This window comes from Pseudomonas sp. SIMBA_068 (assembly GCF_046534705.1).
GTDB lineage: Bacteria > Pseudomonadota > Gammaproteobacteria > Pseudomonadales > Pseudomonadaceae > Aquipseudomonas > Aquipseudomonas putida.
The window spans coordinates 1,213,898-1,232,614 of record NZ_JAWRYI010000001.1 but is presented as its reverse complement, the minus strand read 5'-3'; the positions used below and the strand labels follow the sequence as shown (position 1 = coordinate 1,232,614).

Below are 18,717 nucleotides of genomic sequence, written 5' to 3'. Positions count from 1 at the left end.
CAACCTCCACTCAAAGGCTGTCCGGCACCGGCCGGTAAGGGGTAACTGCGGTGAAACGCGGCCCGGGCAGGGCCACCGCCACTACATGGGCACCGGCCATGCCCTGACGGCGACCGGGGCCAAAGCCCAGCGCCGGGGTCAGGCCGGTAGACACATCGTGCAAGCCTTCCAGTGCGCCGATCAGTTGTTCACGGCTGGCATCACGGCCAATCTGTTTCAGCGCTTCGCTCAGCAGGCGCAGGGCGCACAAGGTATTGACCTGCAACGACGCCTGGCGTGGGTCCAGGCCCTGGCGCTGCTGCAGCCCGGCGAGGGTGGCCATGCCCTGCTCGGTCCAGTCTTCGGGGACATAGGGGTAGGCCAGAAACACCCGTTGCGACCATTGCTCGGGCAAACGCGCCACGGCGCCGGCCACCTGGCCGGACGCAGCGAACAGGTAGGGCTGGCGGCCTGCGGCCTGCAACGCCGTCGCCAGCTCGACAAATGCCTGGGCGCGGCCAAGGAAGACGATGCCCTGCCCGCCCACGGCCTGGCCGTAGAAGGCCTCGATGGCGGGCGGCGCCCAGCCTTCCTGCAACAGGCGCTCACGTACCTGCTTGGCCGCCTCTGCCTGGTCGCTGCCGGCGTACACCACGCGCAAGTCGCCCGGTGCCAGGCCCAAACCTGCACGGGCGTGGCCCGCCAGGCTCAGCAATTGCGCAGGTAAGCCGGGCAGCGGGTCGAAGATCTGCGCGCTGCCGCCGCTGCGCGGGGTACTGCCAATCAGGGGTACATTCTGTGGTGCCAGCAAGGTTGTCAGGCGCGGGTCGAGCATCGGTGCCAAAGGCGAAATCAGCGCGAACACACGCTCCTGCTCCAGCAACTGCTGCAAGGCCCGCTCGGCGCTGGCCGGGTCGAACCCAGGGTCCAGCACAACCAGCTCCAGGTGCCGCCCATGAATGCCGCCTTGCTGGTTGAGTTGCGCTACCCCGTCTTCCAGTACCGCACGTACCACCTGCCCGGCTTCGGCCAGCGGGCCGGACGCCGGCAGCAAGGTGCCCAGGCGCAGTACGCCCTCCTCTATACCGGGGTCGCGTTCCTCGGCCAGGCGTTTCAGGTAGGCGGTAAGGTTGCGCTGGTCGGCCATGGTCAGTTCGAAGCGTGGCATGGCCGGGTCCAGCCGATTGCCCGCCGGGTCTACGCCATGCTGGATGGCCCGGGCCAGGCTGCGCTCGGTATACGCCGGGTAGCTGCGGCCATTGGCTTCGCGTGCGCCCTGGCCTTGTGCCAGGCGTTGCCAGTCCAGGTTGGGTGGGCGCACGCCGCCTTCGGCCCGGCCACGGCCGTCGTTGCCGTGGCAGCTGGCGCAGGGCAGCACGCTGGCGGGCACACTGATGTCGCTGGCACCGACCCGGGCCTGCAATTGTGCATCGCTGCTGGAGACGCCCTCGCGGTAGAGGCGTTTGCCGGCTTGTTCGTGTTCGGTCAGGTCCAGGGCTGAGGCAAATGGTGCCATGCCCAGCAAGCATGCCAAGCAGATCGAAAGCCCAGTGCGAATACCTGTGGGAGCGGCCTTGCGTCGCGAAAGGAGCGCGCAGCGCTCCCCGCTTTCTGGGTTGAGGCTGCCATTGCCGGGGCTGCCGCGCAGCCCTTTCGCGACGCAAGGCCGCTCCCACAAAGGCTGCCCTCTCAGTCGTTGACTCCACGGTGATCGCACCATGGCAATCACCGGCCTGCCAAGGGCTGGGTCAGCAGTTGCATGCGCTGGGCTATGGCCGCCGGTGGTGCATCCGGGCGGATCTTGCTCCAGCGTTTGCCCGCCACATCGCCGGCAATCAGCTGCGTGGAGTGCTGCTCGGGGCTGGGCAGGAACTGGCCAATACGGCCAAGCACCAGGTCGACATTGGCCTTGTCACCGGTCAGGAACAGCCAGTTCGGCCCATCAACCCCCTGCTTCGCGGCAAACGCCTTGAGTGCTTGCGGGGTATCGTTGAGCGGGTCGCTGCTGATCGACACAAAGGTCACCTGGCTGGCCAGTTGCTGGCCCATGGCCTCGCGCACTTCGCGCAGCTTGCGGGTGATCAGCGGGCAAGCGTCGGTGCAGTGGGTGAAGATCACGTTCAGCATCACCACCTTGTCCTTGAGCACATCGCTGTAGAACCGCAGCTCGCGGCCGTTCTGGTCTTTCAGCACGGTATCCGTGAACCAGGTCTGGGCATCGCGGGTGCCGCCGCCACTGGTCATCGCCTGGGGGGCGGGCTGTGGCTCGGGGGCCTGCTCCAGGTGGCCTTCGTGGGCGAACGCCACAGAAGCGAGAATCCACAGGCAGCCGCCCAGCACCAGCCAGTCGAAAGCGCGCATGCCGCCGCGGCGGGAGGTAACAGAGCTCATGGTTGCACCTCATGGTGGTCGGCAATGGCCGTACTTTTGGCATGCACCCGGCGGGCGCTGAGACGGTTGATTTCTTCAATCAGTACGGTGGGGTCGGTGAAGCCGTAGTAGCGGGTCCAGTGCCCGCTGCGCCCGTCACCCACCAGGATCAGCGGCGGGTGCTGGCTGAGGTCGGCGCTGAAGCTGCCCAGGCCCTTGAGGGTTTCGGTGACAGCGTACGGGGTGCCGGTCAGCCAGCTCCAGCCTGGCCCCTTCTGGAAGGCCTTGGCGTAGTCTTGCAGGCGCTTGGCGTCGTCACGCTGCGGGTCGACGCTGATCGACACCATGTGGATTTCTTCGCCTACCCGGCCACCCAGCTGTTGCTGGACCTTGCCCATGATCGACGACACCACCGGGCACACCGTGGTGCAGCTGGTGTAGATGAAGCCCATGACCGCCAGGTGGTCACCGACCAGGTCCTTCTCCAGGCGCACCGGCATGCCGTCCTGGTTCAGCAGAGAAACGTCGGCAAAACGTACACTGGTCTTTTCCTGGCGCGCCGCCGGTGGCTGTTCGGCGCCCTTGTGATCGTGGCCGGCGTGGGCCAGGGCGAGGTTGCTGGCCAGTGCCAGGCTCAGTGCCAGCAGTTGGAAAGAATGCTTGGCGTTCATCGCACACTCCTCATTTCAGTCTGGGAAGCGTTGGTTGCTGTGGCCGGCAGGATGCGCAGGCTGGTGTAGTTTTCTTCGGCAAACTTGCGTCCCAGCGATGGCGACTGCACATGCAGGTACCAGGCGCCGGCTTCGGGCAGTGTCAGGGCTGCCTGATAGACGCCCTCACCCACTTCCTGCAACTGCAGGTTGCGCGGCATCGACGACGGCGCCAGGAAGTAGCGCAGGCTCAGGTCGTTCAGGCCCAGCCGTGGCTGGCCGTCGTCACCAACGATACGCACCCGTGCGGTAATGGCGCTGTGCTGCGGCATTGGTTGGTCCAGGCCGATGAACTCGGCATGCGCGGCCTTGCGCTTGCCGGCATTGGGCGCTTCGGCGACATCGGCGCTGAAGCAGTGGATGATCTGCGGCTGGTTGAGCAGGAAGGCCACGTCGAACTTGCCGGCAGCGGGCAGTTTCACCGTCGAGCCGTACACCCCGGGCGCCACCTCGCGCAGGCTGCGGTCGACGACGATGGCGGCGCGGGCCTGGTGGCCACGGTTGTTGTAGCCGGACATCGGCGCGTTCATGCCCTCGGCGTAGAAGTAGGTGGTGTTGTCCACCGGGTTGACCACAAACACCGAATTGTCATCACGCGACACCGACAACCCCTGGGCCAGCGGCAGGTCACCGGCCTGGCGCGGCGCTGCCGGGCCAGCCTCGAAGCCCTGCACGATCGGCGGGCGTCCTTCGCCCAGGCTGGACAGGTTGATCATGGTCACTTTCGGCGAGGCCAGACCACGCACATAGGCATAGCCCTTGGTAAAGGTCAGCTGGTAGGGTTCGGCCGCTACCGGGATGTGGTGGATCAGCTTGTCGGTACTGGCATCGATCACCAGTGCCTGGTTCTCAAGGGTGTTGAGCACCACGCCGTAGCGCCCATCGCTGCTGAAGCGCATCGGCCCCAGGCCCTGCTCGGCCTTGACCATATGGCGCAGCTCGTGGCTGTGGGCATCGAACACCCGCACGCTGCCTTCCTCGCCATCGACCACGTAAACGGCCTGGGACAGCGCCGAGTAGCTGACCGACAGCGGGTGCGGGCCAACCTTGATGGTTTTGGCAAGGCGCATTTGCGGGATATCAATGACGCTCAGGGTGCCGCTGTCGCGGTTGCTGACGTAGGCAAACCGCGAGTCGGCGCTGAAGGCAATTTCGTGGTGCCCGGTGCCGGTGTTGAAGCTTTTCAGGGTGGTACGCCCTGGCACGTCGATCACCGTCACCCCACCCTTGGCCGGGTCACTGCTGTTGTTGCCCACCCACAACCGGTGCTGGTCGGGTTGCAAGGCCACGCGCAGCGGCTGGTCACCGGCGTCCAGGTCGGCCACGCGGGTGAAGGTTTCGGTATCGATCACCGCCACCTTGCCGCGCTCGGGGATCGACACGAACACCTGCTTGTCGTCGCTGGTGGCCACCCAGTCCATGGGCCGCCCGGGCAGGTCGATGCGGGCCATGGTGCTGGTCACGCCGCCCACCGAAACGGTCGGGTCGATCACCGTCAGGCTGGCGTCGTTGTTCAGCATCAACAGGAAGTAGCTGTTCAGGTCGAGCAGCGGCCGGGCGCCGATGCTGCTCTTGAGAAACAGCGCAACCCGCGCCTTGCAGCTTTGGTTGCGGTCGCCTATCGGCGCCGACTGCGCCGGGTCGATCCACGCCCCCGGGGCCATGCCCGACAGCGGCTGGCCACTGGTCTGGTCGCTGACCTTGAAGCGGATATTGGCGAAGGCGCCTTCCTTCAACTCGCCCCCGGCCAGCGGCCGGGCCTCGAACTCCACGGTCACGCCGTCCCGGCTGAGCCGGTGCAGGGCCTGCGGGTCGGCAGGTTCCTGCAACAGCTCGCGGGGATCGCACCAGAGCTTTTCATACGCCACGCCCAGGCCGATCAGCGCTACCCCCAGCAATACCCCCAAGCAAGCAGGGCGAGTCTTTTTGTTCATGCTCGCGCTCCCCTTCCGTCACTGCGCCGGGGCCGTTGCCGGCGGCGCTTCGTTGGTCACCCGCAGAATCCCCCACAGCCCCGAGAGGTTGCCGTAGGCGGCGTAGTCGCGGAACAGGTAGTCACCTGCCACCGCGTTGGCACCACCGGCACTCGGCAGCATGAAGCTAAAGTGCGCCGCAGGCAGTACGCTCTCCTGGGCACCGATGTACATGGCCATCGGGTTGTAGCCGAAGCGCACCGAACCGATGCCAGGCAGGCTCATCGGGTAGCCGTCCACGTCACTCTTCTCGGCCTGGTAGTTGTGCAATGGCCACAGGTGCCCGTCCAGCTGGTAGACCATGCCGCGGCTGCCACCACTGGGCATCACGATATGGTTGCGCACCGGTTGCCCAGGCTTGGCGTACAGCACCGGGGTTTGCGGGTCGCCGCCGACCAGGGCGTTGGCGTAGGCCATGTGGGCGTTTGGTACATCACCAAAGCCCAGGCCATTTGCACGGCCGAACGGTGAGTCAGGCGCCATGCCGAAGCGCAGCCACAACGGCTCGGTCTTGTAGTTGACCGCCATGTTGCCGTTGTCTTGCGGGTCACCGGCAGCACCGTTGCCTTCGGTGTTGATGCCTTCCACCGGACGACCATCGGCCCAGCGCATGTTCAGGGCGCGCTGCCACACCGTGACGAAGTCCCGGTAGTCCGGCTGCCCGCTGACCTTCACCGTGGCCTGGGTACGGGACGCGGCGTCCTCGGTCCAGGTGGCAGTTTGCGGCAGGATGCTCATGGCGCCCACCAGGCCTTTCTGCGGCTGCTTGATGAAGTCTGACGGGGTCAGGTTGAGGCCGCCGAACTCGATGGCAGTGGAGTTGATGTTGTCCACCGTGCGACCTAGCTGCGACACAGGTTTGCCTTCCCGCTCCAGGTGGCCGGCGTAGTACTGGTACACCTTGGTCGGGTAAGCACCACTGGTGCCGGCACGTGGAGGTACGGTCTGCACCGGGTTCAGGCCAACGTTGGCGCCGTCGGACTTGGTGATGTCGTAGGCCAGCAACTGCGCATGCAGGCCCACGTGGCTGGACGGCCGCATCAGGTTATTGGCAAAGGCGGTGGAACCCTCGCTGTCGAAGCGGTCACGCTTGACCACGTTATGCATCACTGCAGTGCTCGGCAGGTCTGGCATCACCAGTGGCAGGCGGTTCTCGAGGGTAACGCTGATGCAGTCGCCGGCGTTGGCCCGCAGCACCAGAGGCTCAACCGGCACACCCGCCTTGAGCTTGCCGGTGGTGGCGTCCAGGTCGGCCTTGCGCACGTACAGGATCGCGGTCGGGTCATGCAGCGGCGCACTATGCCCCCCGATGGTGAAGGGTTCCCCATCTTCGGGGTCTACCCCACTTACCAGCGGGATCGCGGTTTTACGGCTGTTGAACACCAGTGTGCCACCGTTGGCCTTCAGCGTGCCGCCGACATGCTGACCGATGCCCGCCGGGTCATTGATACTGACCCCATTACGGTTCTCGAGGATGTCATTGGCCAGCGCTGCGACGATTTCGTAGTTTCGCTTGACCGTGGTGCGGGTGCCAATGCCGTTGGGGTTGGCCGTGGTTTTCGGGCAGATGCCGTCAAAGTTCACGGTGTTGCGCATGGCCACCGGTTGCGGGTTGTTGGGCAGCGGGAACAGGTCGGCACGCTGCGCGGTGTAATTGCGCATGATGCCCCAGATACCGTTCCAGTAGCCTTCCAGCGCGGCGTCCAGCGAGTACAGGTAGTCGCCATTGGTGGCGGCGGAACTGGAGATCATCGACACCGGTGCCATGAAGCCCATCTGCTCGGAGATGCCGATCATCTGCGACGATTTCCAGCCCGAGTTGGAACTGCTACCGAAGCCTGTGCCGTTTTGCAGCCACTTCACGCCATGCAGGGTGACGTTGTGCTCCTCTTCATGGCCACCGGCGTGCATGCGCAGGCGTACATTGTCACCGGAGTAGGTGCGCAGCAGCGGGGTGAAAGGGTCGCCCGGCTCGGCTCCAGCCTTGTTGATGTGTGGCGGAAACAGCGTGGTGCCGCCGGTAGGGCCAACTGCCGAGGTTATCGCCGAGGGTGACAGGTTCATTGCCGGAATGGCGCGGTCGGTTCGAGTTTGCATGGCATAGCTGAGGTCGCCGGCCAGGCCGTCGGCCTGCATGCCACGCTTGCCGTCCGGGCCGACCTTGTTCGGGTCGTACACGCGCAGGGCCAGCGGCTCGTTGCGATAGTTGACCACGAACATGCCCGGGTCATCCACCGAGATCGCCTGCGGGCACGGACGGCTTGGGCAGCCCGGGTTGATACCGCCGCGCTCCTCGACAATGGCTTCCAGCAGGTTCGACGCCTTGCCGCGCACTGGCGGGTTGATGGCGTAGCGGAAGCTGTCTGCGGTGGCCGGGTACGACTGGGCATTGGGGATGCCGTCCGGCCCTGCACCTACATACACCCCAGCTTCATAGGCATGCTGGAAGTCACTGTATTCCAGGAAGAACTCACGGTAGCTGTCGTTCTTGCCATCGCCATCGTGGTCGCCAGTCTGGATTACCGCCTGCCACGAGGTCGGGCCGCCATCCTGGCGCGTGGCCGGGTTGTACAGCTGCTCGCCGGTTTCGGCATGGTACCAGGTGGAGCCGGCCGGTTCGGCCAGCACGGTGGCATACAGGCCCAGTTGCTGGTGGGTCGACGGGCCAAGGTGGTCGTGGGTGAATATGGTGCCCAGGCCACGGTCGACGTTATGCACGTTCACCAGCGGGTCAGCGAACCAGCGCTGCATGGCCGTACGTGCGCCCAGCCAGTCGGCCCGGCCGAAGCGGCCAAAGTACGGGTGCTGCCTGGCTTTCGGGCAGGCAGCGGTGCCATCGCGGCTATCGCCCTCGGTGCAGCCGTTGTAGGCACGAATGGCTTGCACCCGCTCGACCACGCTGCCGGGCGATAGAATGCCGTCTTCGTAGTTCCAGCCGTTGGCCGAACCGTCGGCAGCGGTCAGGTCCCACTTCGGCAAGTGGATGTGCTGACCGATCACGTCGGTCGGGGTGCGCACCTGGTAGTCGTCCATCTCGTAGATGTTCGGGATCAGGTTGGTGTGCTGGTACATGGTGCAGTCGAAGGTGTTCATGCGCATCACCAGTGGCTCTGGCGGGCGCTGCTTGTTAATCACTGGCCAGGCATCTTCCCACAAGGCGATGATGCGAGCCTGCGGGAAGTGGTAGCCGACCTTGTTGTACACCGCGTCGAACTGGATGTTGGCACCCTTGTAGATGCGTGGACGGTCGGCGGTAAAGGCGGAAGAGCCACGGAAGTTGACGCCGGTCAGGCTCTCGCCGCTGAAAAACTCGCCCACACCGGAGGACTGAGTGAGGCGCTTGCCGCGGTCATCCATGCACGGCTCGTAGAACGGCGCGCCAGCAGTCGGCAAGGCACCATTGGTGCGGAACGCCTTGGCCACCGGCTGGCTGCCGGGGATCAGGGCATAGCTTGGGTGCTCGGCCATGGCGTGGAACTGCATGGCCGCCTGTTCGACATCGGTGCCTTCTTCTGGCAGGTAGATAGGTTTGGCCTTGTGCACGACCTTGGTGAAGTCCAGCTTGGTGGTGGTCGTTTGCGCCTCGCCACCTGCGGAAACACCGTCGAGTGCATGGCGGCCAAGGCCGCCGTCCCAGCCATCGACCTGGTTTGCATCCAGGTTGGCCCACAGGGCTTTGCCGCTGTCTTTCAACTGGCGCGCCAGGGCTGGGTCGAGCATGTCCAGCGGCGGGGTTGGCGGGCGGTTGCCAACGCTGCTTTCCATGCCGCCGATCCAGAACGGGTAGCCTGGGTTTTTCAGGGTGCCATCAGCGTTGCGGTTGGCATCGGTGCGGTCGATAAGTGCCAGCGAGCCGACGGCTTTGCGCACCGGCGCCGGGTTGGCGTGGTCGTCATCGCCTTCGTCCTCGGCTTCGTCATCATCGTCGCTGGCGGCGACCAGTTCCTCAGACAGTTTGGGTACCACCACGACCTTGCCAGGCATCGGCGCCATGGCTTTGCCAGGCAGCGGCACGATGGCCGGAATCGGCGTACCCGCAACGATTTCGCCATCGGGCAATGCCCGGGCGCCAGCGGCAGGCTTGCCGCTGCGCAGGGCGAACGGTGTGCTGTGGAAGCCGTTCTCGCCCTGCCCGCTCACCTCAAGACGGGTGCCTTCTTCGAACACGTCATGTACCCGCCACATGGCCCACATGCCCTGGGCAAAGTGCGGGTAGAAGTGGCAATGGTAGATAGCATCACCGGCCACCCGGTTGCGGTTACCCGACCCACCGTTGGCGATTTCGTAGGTGTAGCCAACGCCGGCGCCGATGCCCTGGGCATCGATATAGTCGGAGTTGTCGTCATTGGGGTTGAACAGCCACTGGTGGCCGTGCAGGTGAAATATATGCTGCTCGTGGCCGTTGTGGGTGTTGCGGAACTTGGTGAAGTCACCGATATAGCTGTGGTGCACGTTGGCAGGTTCCGAAGGGTACAGGGCCATGCTGGCCTTGACCCCGACAGCACTGGCCGGTGGGACCTCACCCGGGCGGATGTGCTCCAGGCCCACATTGGCCGGCACATCCACCAGGGTGCCGATGTCTCCGACGGTGTGAGCGCTGAGGAAGAACTCTTCGTAAGCGCACGACAGGCAGTCGTGCATCGGGCCTACCCCCAGGCGGTTGGCCACCACTTCGGCGCCCATGCCGCCAGAGCCGTAGTTGATCATGAACGAGTCTCGCGCCGGTTCCAGCACGTGCCCCATCACCGGGTCTGCCCAGTAGCCGGGAAAGGCCTGGGTGCCGGCGACCTCGTCGGCGAACTGCGAGGCGAAATCACGGAACGCCTCCAACCGGTTGGGCAGCGCCGGGTTGCGCTTGCCGATGCTTTCCAGCGGGTAGGTCGACTTGGGGAAGCTGCCATCGGCGTTGGGGCCCATGACGATGGCATCGGTTTCGCTGTTGATGATCTCGTTGCCATTGACCATGGCGATGATCGGTTTGCCGGCCTTGCCCTCGGTGATCCACGGTTCTGCCTGGGGGTAGCGGGCTTCGTAGTCGATCACGGGCTGGCCGGTGGCAGTACGGCCGGTAGTGGCCAGGCGCATTTCTTCTTCGGTGAGGGTGTTGCGGTAGGTGCGGCCCAATTTGGGTACCACCACCACCTGCCCGAACAGGCCATTGGCAACATTGCCCGCCGTGCCTTCGCCGCCGAACGTGGCGGCTTTGCTGGTGGCGGCGAATGCCCCTTCGCGCTCGGCATACAAGGTATAGCTGCGGGTACTGCCGGGGCTGGCGAAGAAGTTGCCATTGCGCCCTGTATAGGCGGAGATATCGGCGATGCTGTTGACCGCCTGCATGCCATTGACCTGGAAGCCGACCATACGCTCGGCGACCTGTTCATCGGCGACATCGCCTTCACCGCCCTGGTTTTCAACCTCCGGCCCCTCCTCCTCACCCTCGGGCTCTGCGGCCTCGATGCCGTGCTTGTTGGGGTTGGCCTGGTAGGCCAGCAGGTTGGTCAGGTTGACCGTGAGGCAGTCACCGGCGGCTACCCGCAGCACAATCGGCCGTGGGCGCTTGTCCGGGCGCAGGGTGACCTTGCCCGGTACCGCGGCCCCGCCTTTGCTGAGGGGGACTTGCTTGTCGTCCACCACATCTTCACGAAGCGCGAACATCATGCCATTGGCGTTTTGCGCGCCAAGGCGGTTGAACATCAGTGGCTGGTCCAGTGCCACCACATTGGCGACCAAGGTGCGCTGGCACTGCACGGCCGCCTCGCTGGTCGATTCCCAACCTAACAAGGCAAGAACGAGTGATGACAGAAGGGGGCCTTTGCGTGGCGTAGACATGCTGCACCTCCGGGACACGGGAACTCTGCGGAGGGATGGAGCAAGGTGTATGCCAGGAGAAGATACGTAATACTTTCAAATGGTTGCGTAGGTAACCGAATCGGATTGGGGAGGATCACCCGGCGGTTTTCCCCGATTTGGGGGGCGGCTTGCAGGTGCCCGCCTTAACATTTGTTGCGTCTGTCAGACCGAGCGCCGCCCGCGCGGCGCTTCGCAGCACAAGGCTGCTCCTACATTTGTTTCGGGCCAATTATTCCTGTGCCATTAGCGGGCGGTCCCTTGGCGTCCACCTTAATATCGCGCCGGATCAACAAGGCGGTCGCGCGCTCTGCTACAGGCATTACTGGCCCGAAACAAATGTAGGAGCAGCCTTGTGCTGCGAAGCGCCGCGCGGGCGGCGCTCGATCTCCCAGGCGCTAAAAATGCTGCGCCAAACACCCGGTGGCCATCACCCAACCAACCCCCGCACACAGAAATACAGAATCGAGGGCCCCATCAAGCAGCCCAGGCCAGTGTGAAAAGTAGCTGTCAGCGCCCCATACGGCACCAGCCGCCGATCCGTCGCCGCCAGCCCGGCCGTCACCCCTGACACCGTCCCTGCCAACCCGCCGAAGACCATCGCCGAACGCGGGTTGTCCAGCGCCAGCAGGCGCGCCGACACCGGGGTGAACACCATCACCAGGATCGCCTTGATCAGGCCGGTGGCGATCGACAGGGCCATCACGTCCGAACTTGCGCCCAGCGCCGCTCCGGTCACCGGCCCGACGATATAGGTCACCGCCCCCGCGCCGATGGTGGTCATGCTCACCGCATCGCGGTAGCCGAAGGCATAGGCCACTGCCGCACCCACAATGAATGGCAGCACCGTACCCAGCAACAGCGCCACCAAGCCAATCATCCCGGCTTTGCGCGCTTCGGTGGCCTGCACCTCGAAGGCCGTGGCAACAATGGCGAAGTCTCGCAGCATGGCCCCGCCCATCAGGCCGATACCGGAGAACAGCGCCATGTCGGCCAGGCCTTTCTGCCCGCCCGTCACGGTGCCGCCTACCCAGGCCAGCACCAGGCCGATAACGATGGCAATGGCCGAGCCGTGTACCCGGCCGAAGGTGAGGTACTTCGACAGTACAACCGACAACCACATGATTGCGCCCACCACTGCAAAGGCGGTGATCAGGCCGTTGTGTTCCAGGGCATTTTCAATGATCGGCCACATGTTCAACGACCTCCTGCAGGGGCAACCTGCGCGCGGGCTTCTGGGCTAGGTTCAAGGGCAGGCAAAGGCTCGCCACGGTGGCTGCGGCTGATCAGGGCGATGGTAGCGCCGCACACCAGTACCGCGCCCACTGCCGCCAGCAGCGCCACCGGCCCGCCGTGCAGGGCGGTGACCACGTTCTGCTGGGCGGCCATGGCCACCACTACCGGGATATACATGGCGCCCCAGAAGCCCACGCCAAACTCGCACTCCTTGCTCATGCCACCGTTGCGGTGCATGTACAGCCGTGCGCAGATCAGCAGGATCATGGCGATGCCGACCCCGCCTACATTGGATTTGACGCCCAGCAGCACGCCCAGGAAGTCGCCGACGATAACGCCGGCAAGCGTGCAAACCGCCAGCAGAGCCACACCATAGATGATCATTGTTGTTGTCCTCAGGTTGTGTCGAAGTTGCTTGTTGTTGTTCTTCGTAAACACACATTATTGCGTTAGCCAGCCATCATCGCCGGTCAGCCACCTCCTGGCGCAGCATCGCATCCAGGGTGTCGCAACGGGTGCCTTCCACGGCCACTACCCTGCCCTGTTCGAACACTGCCCGGGCCAGCCCGCTGAGCACGCTGCCGGGCGGTATTTCCAGATGCAGGCGCACGCCACGCTCAAAGGCGTTGCGCAACGTGGCACGCCAGTCGACCACCCTGGCCATGTTGCCCGCCAGGTCGTCGCGCAGACGCTGCGGGTCGAACACCGGGCGCGCGCTGCTGGCGCTGAGGTAGGTAATGCGTGGGCGGTGTAACTCAACCGTGGCGAAGGCACTGGCCAGTTCTGCTGCCGGGCCATCCAGCAACGGGCAATGCGAGGGCACGCTAACTGCCAGGCGTCGGGCCACGCCCTGGCCCTGGCGGCGAGCCCTGGCGGCGACCGCAGCCATCGCCGTATCGCTACCGGCGATGACGATCTGGTTTTCGCTGTTGAGGTTGGCGACGAACACCTCGCCCCCCGCCTCGCTCAGCAAACGCTCGACACTTGCCAGGTCCAGGCCGCTGAGTGCGGTCATGCCGTAGCCTTGCGGGTAGGCGCACTGCATCAGCTCGCCACGCAGGGCGACCAGGCGCACGGCATCGGCAAACCCCAGGGCGCCCGCCGTAACCGCCGCGGGATAGGCGCCAATCGACAACCCCGCCACATAATCCGGCGCTGGGCTGCGCTGCATCAGCCAGCGCGCCCAGGCCACACCGCTCAGCAGCAGGCACAGCTGAACAGCGCGGGTAGACTGCAGCGCTTGCCGGCTGTCCAGCGCCAGCGCGGCTTGGCCGAGGGTATCGCTGGCCTCCTCCAGCAGCTGCCCGGCGCCCTCAGGCAAGCGCTGTAGCATGCCCACCTGCTGGGCGCCCTGGCCGGGAAAGGCGAACAGGCTGCTCATGCGGCTCGCTCCATCATTGCCCAAGGGTCGCTGACCAGGCGCGGGCCATGGGGCGACTTGAGCAGCACACGGTGAGCAAAACCGGCCCATTCGCGTAAGGCAATGGCACCTGCCGGGGTTTCCAGCTGCACATCGATACGGCACGGCGCGCAGTCGAGGATATCCAGCAGCTCTCGCGCCTGGGCGCGGGCAAGCGGTTGCGGTGTGCGCAGCAGCAGGTCCAGGTCACTGTCGGCATGTACCACTTCAATGCCGGTCGCAATCTGGTACCCCACCCCGCCCGTCGGCCCCCAGGCCAGGCCGCTGGCCTGCAATACCGGGGCGACCGAAGCCAGTGCCTGCAACGCAGGCCATGGGCTTTGCAGGTGCACACGCAACGCTTCGGGGCCTTGCTGACGCTGGATATCGACCAGGCGCATCAGCGCACCCAAGCGCTGCGCCCGGCCCTGGCCACGCACCCCAACCGTCACCCAGCCATCCTTACAGGAGGCACGGCGCACCACCACTGGCCGGCCGCTTGCCAGCACGTCCTGGGCCCACTGCGGCGCGTCTGCGGGCAAGCCCGCCACGGGCATCCCCCACAGCAGGTCGTGCGGCCTTGGCGCGTTCATCTCAAGCGCCCTGCCACTGGCGGCGCAGCTGTTCGCGTACCTGGCGCGAAGCGCTGCGGTTTTCACCCGCCAGCCGCGACGACAGGTCGGTCGAGCTACCAATATCGCGCACCGCTTCTGCCAGGCAGGCACGCACCTGGGCAATGTCGGCGGCGCTCGGTGCCTCGGCGTTATCCACTGTCAGCCGGCGCCACAGCAGGCCCAGCGAGGCGTAGCTGGCCAGGTCGTAGGCCATGGGCGGCACTTCGGCGGCCAACGCCTCCAGTTGCTCGACGCTGCGCAGGGTAATCCGCGCCGCAGCCGCCTTGCCCATGGCGTGCACCATGACCCCGGTGTCGTCCAGGGCGATCAGCCGCTGGGCCTGGTAGCCGTGGGCCAGGAAGGCGCCGGACATGGCCTTGCCAACCAGCAGACCGATCACCGGGTGCCCGGCCAACCGCGCCTCGGCGTAGGCCTGCACGGCACCGGCCAATGCCTGGTGAATGCCCAACGCTTCCTCGCGGCGGCCATAGGCCTGGCTGGGCACATCGATCACCGCGACAATGGCACGCTTCCGGCCGTTGCGGTCAGCCGCCACCGCCTCGCTCACCGCCTTGGCCAGGCCCCAGCCTTCAAGCAGGCCGACTTCACCCGAGCGGGCACGGGGGAATGGATTGTGGGCATCCGGCACCACGGCGATGAAGCGCGCCAGGCGGTTGTCCAGTTCGCCGTCGATCACCCGCAACGATGCGGGGTAACCTGGCAAAGCTTGCCCGCCGGCCAGGCCCGGCAGCCAGTTCAAGGCACGGTTCATTGGGCTTCTCCTTGGTAAAGGGCGCGCACGGCGGCGGCATCCAGTTGCGGGCAGTCATCGCCCAGCCGGGCCAGGCGGTCGAGGAACCAGGCGTGCTGGCTGGCGCGGTCTTTGGAGGGTGCGTCCAGCAGTTGCAGCAAGCGTTCGCGCAGCGCATCGATGTCATCGGCCACGTAGCCGTCCACCAACCCGCTGGCGTGGCGTTGTTCGCCACCGGTCAGGCTCCAGATGAAGGGGCGGTCCTTGGCGTCGTATTCGCCGATGCCGGCCTCCTGTTCGATCACCTGCGGGCCGTTCAGGCCCAGGCGCGCTTCGCGGGTAACCAGCAGGTGGCTGCACAGGCCCGCGGCAATGGACATGCCGCCAAAGCAGCCCACCGAACCTGCGATCAGCCCAATCACCGGCTGCAAGGCCCGCAGTTCGACAATGGCCGCCTGGATTTCGGCAATCGCCGCCAGGCCGAGGTTGGCTTCCTGCAGGCGCACACCACCGGTTTCCAGCAGCAACACGGCGCAAGTGGGGATGCCATTGCGGTTATCTTCAATGGCCAGTTCCAGGGCACCCGCGATTTTGGCCCCACCCACCTCGCCCATGCTGCCCCCCTGAAAGCCGCCTTCGATGGCGGCGACCACGGCATGGCGCCCGTTCAGCCGGCCCTTGGCGATAACCACACCATCATCGGCCTGCGGCACGATGCCCTGGCGGGGCAACCACGGCGACATCAGCCGGTCGAACGGGCCCAGCAGTTCACGGAAGCTGCCCGGGTCAAGCACGGCGCGGGCGCGCTGGCGGGCGCCCAGTTCGACAAAACTGCGGCTGCGCAGCAAGCGTTCGGTGTCAGTCATGGGCAATCTCCTCGAAGCCTTGCTCCAGGCGCAGGCGCACCACGCCTGGGGTGGCGCCGAAATCATGGATGTCGATGTTCACGGCCGGCCACGCACGGCCCTCGAACAGGCGCTGCAACAGTTGCGCCCAACGGGCGCCGCTGCCGTTGACCGAAGTCACTACCTGGATGTGCAGGCTGCCGGCAGTGCCGGGCTCGATCAGCACCTCGAGGTCGCCGGAGCTGACGCAGCCCACCAGGGTGCGGCCGCGGCCCGGTTCGGCGGCGGGGAATTCAAAATTCAGGGTTTCCATGTCACAGGCTCCCGGCTTTGTCGAGGAACAGGCAGGCGGCCAGCAAGTCGGCGGCGCCGCCCGGTGAGGCGTTCAGTTGCAGCAGTTGCCGGTCCAGCTGGCGCAGTTGGCGGCGCCCCGCCAGTGTGGCGCTGCCGCCTTCGGCAAGTACGGCGTGGGCACCTTGCTGGACGGCAGCCAGCCCGGCCGGGCCGCTGCGCCAGAGCACGCAGGTATCGCTGAGCACGCTCATGATCGCCAGTAACGCGTCGAGCCGGGCGTGCTGCTCGCTGGCACCGGCGGCGCGGCTGCGCTGCAGTTGTGGCAGGCCGTGGCCGATGACGGCGGGGAAGCCTTGCTGTGCCTGTTCGCGGGCGCCGCCGGTGCCGTAGCGGTGGCGGACCTGCAAGCCGTGGCTGTGCTCGTGCGGCATGGCCGGGTCGTCGAACAGGGCTATACGCCCGGCGCGGGCGGCCAGGGTGCAGGCGTCCGCCTGGGTATCGAGGGCCGTGGACGCGACCAGCAGGCCCAGTGCCCAGATGGCGCCGCGGTGAGTATTGACCCCGTGGGTGGCGGCAAGCATCGCGGCCTCGCCTTCGCGGCCGAGCTGGCCCAGTGTGGCGCGCAGGGGCTGGCCAACCTGACCGATGGACCGGGCGGCTTCGGCCATGTTGCGCAGGCATGGCCACAGGGCCAGGGCCGAGGCGTGCATCAGGGCCAGGGTCATGTCGTGGTGGGCGCCGTTGCTGCGGCGGTCGACCAGGCCGGGTTTGGGGGACAGGTCGGCTTCGTCGATCAGGGCTTCAACGGCCAGGTCGGCGAGGTGGTCGGCCAGGGGAATTTCGGTTGCCTGGGCTGGCCTCTTCGCGGGTGAACCCGCTCCCACAGGAACCTGGGGGAGTTCGAGAAAGAGTGCTTTCATCACCAGCTCCTGAACCGTGCAGGCGGGTTGTAGAGGCCGCCGGACCACTCGACCAGGTCGGCAATGCTGCGCGCGGCCAGCAGCTCGCGGCTGGCGTCGGTGCGGCGGATGCCGAGGTCCTCAGGCAGCGCGATCAGCCCTTGCTGGCGCATACGCAGGGTGTCTTTCGGGTCGTGGCGCAGGCCGATGGCGGTAACCCCGGCCACGGCGGCAATCATCTGCTGGCGTTCTTCCAGGCTGCGGGCCTTGTACAGGTAGGCAATGCCCTCCTCGGTCAGCAGGTGGGTGACGTCATCGCCGTAAATCATTACCGGCGCCAGCGGAATCCCGGCCTTCCTGGCCACTTCCACGGCATCGAGGGTTTCCACGAAAGTGGGCTTGCCGCCTTCCTGGTAGGTCTCGACCATTTGCACCACCAGCTTGCGCCCGCGCTCCAGCAGGGTTTCCGGCACGGTCATGTCGAGCCAGGCCGGGGTAGCGTGGCGCCGGCCACGCGGGTCGTGGCCCATGTTCGGTGCACCGCCAAAGCCGGCCAGGCGGCCGCGGGTCACGGTCGAGGAATGGCCATGGCCATCTACTTGCAAGGTGGCGCCGATGAACAGGTCGACGGCGTATTGCCCCGCCAGTTGGCACATCATGCGGTTGGAACGCAGCGAGCCATCGCGGCCGGTGAAGAACACGTCCGGGCGCTGGGCGATGTAGTCCTCCATGCCCAGCTCGGTGCCGAAGCAATGCACGCTCTGCACCCAGCCAGTCTCGATGGCCGGGATCAAGGTCGGGTGCGGGTTGAGCGTCCAGTTGCGGCAAATCTTGCCCTTCAGGCCCAGAGACTCGCCGTAGGTGGGCAAGATCAGCTCGATGGCGGCGGTATTGAAGCCGATGCCATGGTTCAGCGACTGCACTTGGTGTTTTTCGTAGATGCCGCGAATGGCCATCATCGCCATCAGCACATGCACCGGCTTGATGTGGCGCGGGTCCCGGGTGAACAGCGGTTCTATATAGAAGGGCTGGTCGGCGACCACCACGAAATCGACCCAGGACGCCGGGATGTCGACCCGTGGCAGGTCGTCCACGCGGTCCACCAGCTGGTTGACCTGGGCGATGACGATACCGTCGCTGAACGCGGCCGGCTCCACCAGTGCCGGGGTGTCTTCGGTGCTGGGGCCGGTGTACAGGTTGCCGTCACGGTCGGCCATGAAGCCGGCCACCAGAGTGACGTTGGGGATCAGGTCGACCAGCAGCCGCGAGTACAGCTCGATATAGGTGTGGATGGCACCGACTTCGAGCAGGCCATCTTCCAGCAACTGGCTGATGCGCAGGCTCTGCGGGCCGGCGAAGGAGAAGTCGAGCTTGCGCGCGATGCCACGCTCGAACAGGTCCAGGTGCTCGGCGCGGCTGACGCTGGGCATGATCATGTGCAAGTCATGCAGGCGCCCGGGGTCGACCTTGGCCAGCGAGCGTGAAAGGAAGTCGGCCTGCTTTTGGTTGTTGCCCTCCAGCACCACCCGGTCGCCCGGGGCCAGCAGCAGTTCGAGGGCTTCGACGATACGCTCGGTGGGCAGCACCACGCCGTCGGCGAGGTGACGTACCCGATCAAGGCGGCGCTGCTTTTCGGCGCGCCGCCGCGACCATTGCGGCGGTGGATTCTGAGTTATTGTCATGGTGGCTCCACAGGTTCGCTGTCGTGGAGGTCACCTTAGGGCTGCGTTGCCTGGCGGATCAATCAAGCTGCCGGCGCATTTGTTACTGTCAGGTTAATGAATTGCCTAGCCGGATCGG

At 65.8% G+C, this 18,717-nt stretch carries 14 protein-coding genes; all 14 read right to left on the bottom strand.

The features are described from left to right. Window positions 1-10: 10 nt before the first annotated feature. Window positions 11-1,495 (bottom strand): ABC transporter substrate-binding protein, encoded by a 1,485-nt coding sequence (locus SB756_RS05645; protein WP_410910365.1) that lies wholly within the window; start codon window positions 1,493-1,495, stop codon window positions 11-13. Window positions 1,496-1,704: 209 nt separating this feature from the next. Next, a complete protein-coding gene (locus tag SB756_RS05640) occupies window positions 1,705-2,370 on the bottom strand; it encodes an SCO family protein (RefSeq protein ID WP_016499451.1) in 666 nt (221 codons plus the stop codon). Next, window positions 2,367-3,020, bottom strand: coding sequence for an SCO family protein (locus SB756_RS05635; RefSeq protein WP_410910364.1), 654 nt, complete (start codon window positions 3,018-3,020; stop codon window positions 2,367-2,369). The genes SB756_RS05640 and SB756_RS05635 overlap by 4 nt, the downstream gene beginning before the upstream one ends. Beyond that, entirely contained in the window at window positions 3,017-4,993 is a 1,977-nt protein-coding gene (locus tag SB756_RS05630; protein ID WP_341798725.1) for a cytochrome D1 domain-containing protein, read from the bottom strand. Before SB756_RS05630 ends, SB756_RS05635 begins: the two co-directional genes overlap by 4 nt. An 18-nt stretch (window positions 4,994-5,011) precedes the next feature. Then, window positions 5,012-10,861, bottom strand: a complete 5,850-nt coding sequence (gene mnxG / locus SB756_RS05625; protein ID WP_410910363.1) for a manganese-oxidizing multicopper oxidase MnxG — start codon at window positions 10,859-10,861, stop codon at window positions 5,012-5,014. A gap of 448 nt (window positions 10,862-11,309) precedes the next feature. After that, complete coding sequence (gene madM / locus SB756_RS05620; RefSeq protein WP_341798723.1) at window positions 11,310-12,074, bottom strand: malonate transporter subunit MadM; 765 nt, start codon at window positions 12,072-12,074, stop codon at window positions 11,310-11,312. A 2-nt stretch (window positions 12,075-12,076) separates the two neighbouring features. After that, on the bottom strand, window positions 12,077-12,499 hold the full coding sequence (madL, locus tag SB756_RS05615) for a malonate transporter subunit MadL (protein ID WP_410910362.1): 423 nt from the start codon (window positions 12,497-12,499) through the stop codon (window positions 12,077-12,079). Window positions 12,500-12,575: 76 nt separating this feature from the next. After that, window positions 12,576-13,496 carry a malonate decarboxylase subunit epsilon gene (gene mdcH / locus SB756_RS05610; protein WP_410910361.1) on the bottom strand — a complete coding sequence of 307 codons (921 nt, stop codon included), beginning with the start codon at window positions 13,494-13,496 and terminating at the stop codon, window positions 12,576-12,578. After that, a complete protein-coding gene (locus SB756_RS05605) occupies window positions 13,493-14,107 on the bottom strand; it encodes a malonate decarboxylase holo-ACP synthase (protein WP_410910360.1) in 615 nt (204 codons plus the stop codon). The genes mdcH and SB756_RS05605 overlap by 4 nt, the downstream gene beginning before the upstream one ends. A 1-nt stretch (window position 14,108) precedes the next feature. Beyond that, on the bottom strand, window positions 14,109-14,900 hold the full coding sequence (mdcE, locus tag SB756_RS05600; RefSeq protein ID WP_410910359.1) for a biotin-independent malonate decarboxylase subunit gamma: 792 nt from the start codon (window positions 14,898-14,900) through the stop codon (window positions 14,109-14,111). After that, a complete protein-coding gene (locus SB756_RS05595; RefSeq protein WP_049275015.1) occupies window positions 14,897-15,745 on the bottom strand; it encodes a biotin-independent malonate decarboxylase subunit beta in 849 nt (282 codons plus the stop codon). The genes mdcE and SB756_RS05595 overlap by 4 nt, the downstream gene beginning before the upstream one ends. Further along, entirely contained in the window at window positions 15,738-16,037 is a 300-nt protein-coding gene (locus SB756_RS05590) for a malonate decarboxylase subunit delta (protein WP_410910358.1), read from the bottom strand. The genes SB756_RS05595 and SB756_RS05590 overlap by 8 nt, the downstream gene beginning before the upstream one ends. 1 nt (window position 16,038) lies before the next feature. Continuing rightward, the gene (locus tag SB756_RS05585; protein WP_410910357.1) at window positions 16,039-16,938 is read right to left on the bottom strand and encodes a triphosphoribosyl-dephospho-CoA synthase; all 900 of its coding nucleotides are present in this window, start codon (window positions 16,936-16,938) and stop codon (window positions 16,039-16,041) included. Beyond that, entirely contained in the window at window positions 16,938-18,599 is a 1,662-nt protein-coding gene (gene mdcA, locus SB756_RS05580; RefSeq protein ID WP_410910356.1) for a malonate decarboxylase subunit alpha, read from the bottom strand. Before mdcA ends, SB756_RS05585 begins: the two co-directional genes overlap by 1 nt. Window positions 18,600-18,717: the final 118 nt, after the last annotated feature.

Bases quoted from the DNA above. Each gene is read 5' to 3' on its own strand.
- SB756_RS05645 (WP_410910365.1), bottom strand. From the start codon at position 1,495: ATGGCACCATTTGCCTCAGCCCTGGACCTGACCGAACACGAACAAGCC.
- SB756_RS05640 (WP_016499451.1), bottom strand. From the start codon at position 2,370: ATGAGCTCTGTTACCTCCCGCCGCGGCGGCATGCGCGCTTTCGACTGG.
- SB756_RS05635 (WP_410910364.1), bottom strand. From the start codon at position 3,020: ATGAACGCCAAGCATTCTTTCCAACTGCTGGCACTGAGCCTGGCACTG.
- SB756_RS05630 (WP_341798725.1), bottom strand. From the start codon at position 4,993: ATGAACAAAAAGACTCGCCCTGCTTGCTTGGGGGTATTGCTGGGGGTA.
- mnxG (WP_410910363.1), bottom strand. From the start codon at position 10,861: ATGTCTACGCCACGCAAAGGCCCCCTTCTGTCATCACTCGTTCTTGCC.
- madM (WP_341798723.1), bottom strand. From the start codon at position 12,074: ATGTGGCCGATCATTGAAAATGCCCTGGAACACAACGGCCTGATCACC.
- madL (WP_410910362.1), bottom strand. From the start codon at position 12,499: ATGATCATCTATGGTGTGGCTCTGCTGGCGGTTTGCACGCTTGCCGGC.
- mdcH (WP_410910361.1), bottom strand. From the start codon at position 13,496: ATGAGCAGCCTGTTCGCCTTTCCCGGCCAGGGCGCCCAGCAGGTGGGC.
- SB756_RS05605 (WP_410910360.1), bottom strand. From the start codon at position 14,107: ATGAACGCGCCAAGGCCGCACGACCTGCTGTGGGGGATGCCCGTGGCG.
- mdcE (WP_410910359.1), bottom strand. From the start codon at position 14,900: ATGAACCGTGCCTTGAACTGGCTGCCGGGCCTGGCCGGCGGGCAAGCT.
- SB756_RS05595 (WP_049275015.1), bottom strand. From the start codon at position 15,745: ATGACTGACACCGAACGCTTGCTGCGCAGCCGCAGTTTTGTCGAACTG.
- SB756_RS05590 (WP_410910358.1), bottom strand. From the start codon at position 16,037: ATGGAAACCCTGAATTTTGAATTCCCCGCCGCCGAACCGGGCCGCGGC.
- SB756_RS05585 (WP_410910357.1), bottom strand. From the start codon at position 16,938: ATGAAAGCACTCTTTCTCGAACTCCCCCAGGTTCCTGTGGGAGCGGGT.
- mdcA (WP_410910356.1), bottom strand. From the start codon at position 18,599: ATGACAATAACTCAGAATCCACCGCCGCAATGGTCGCGGCGGCGCGCC.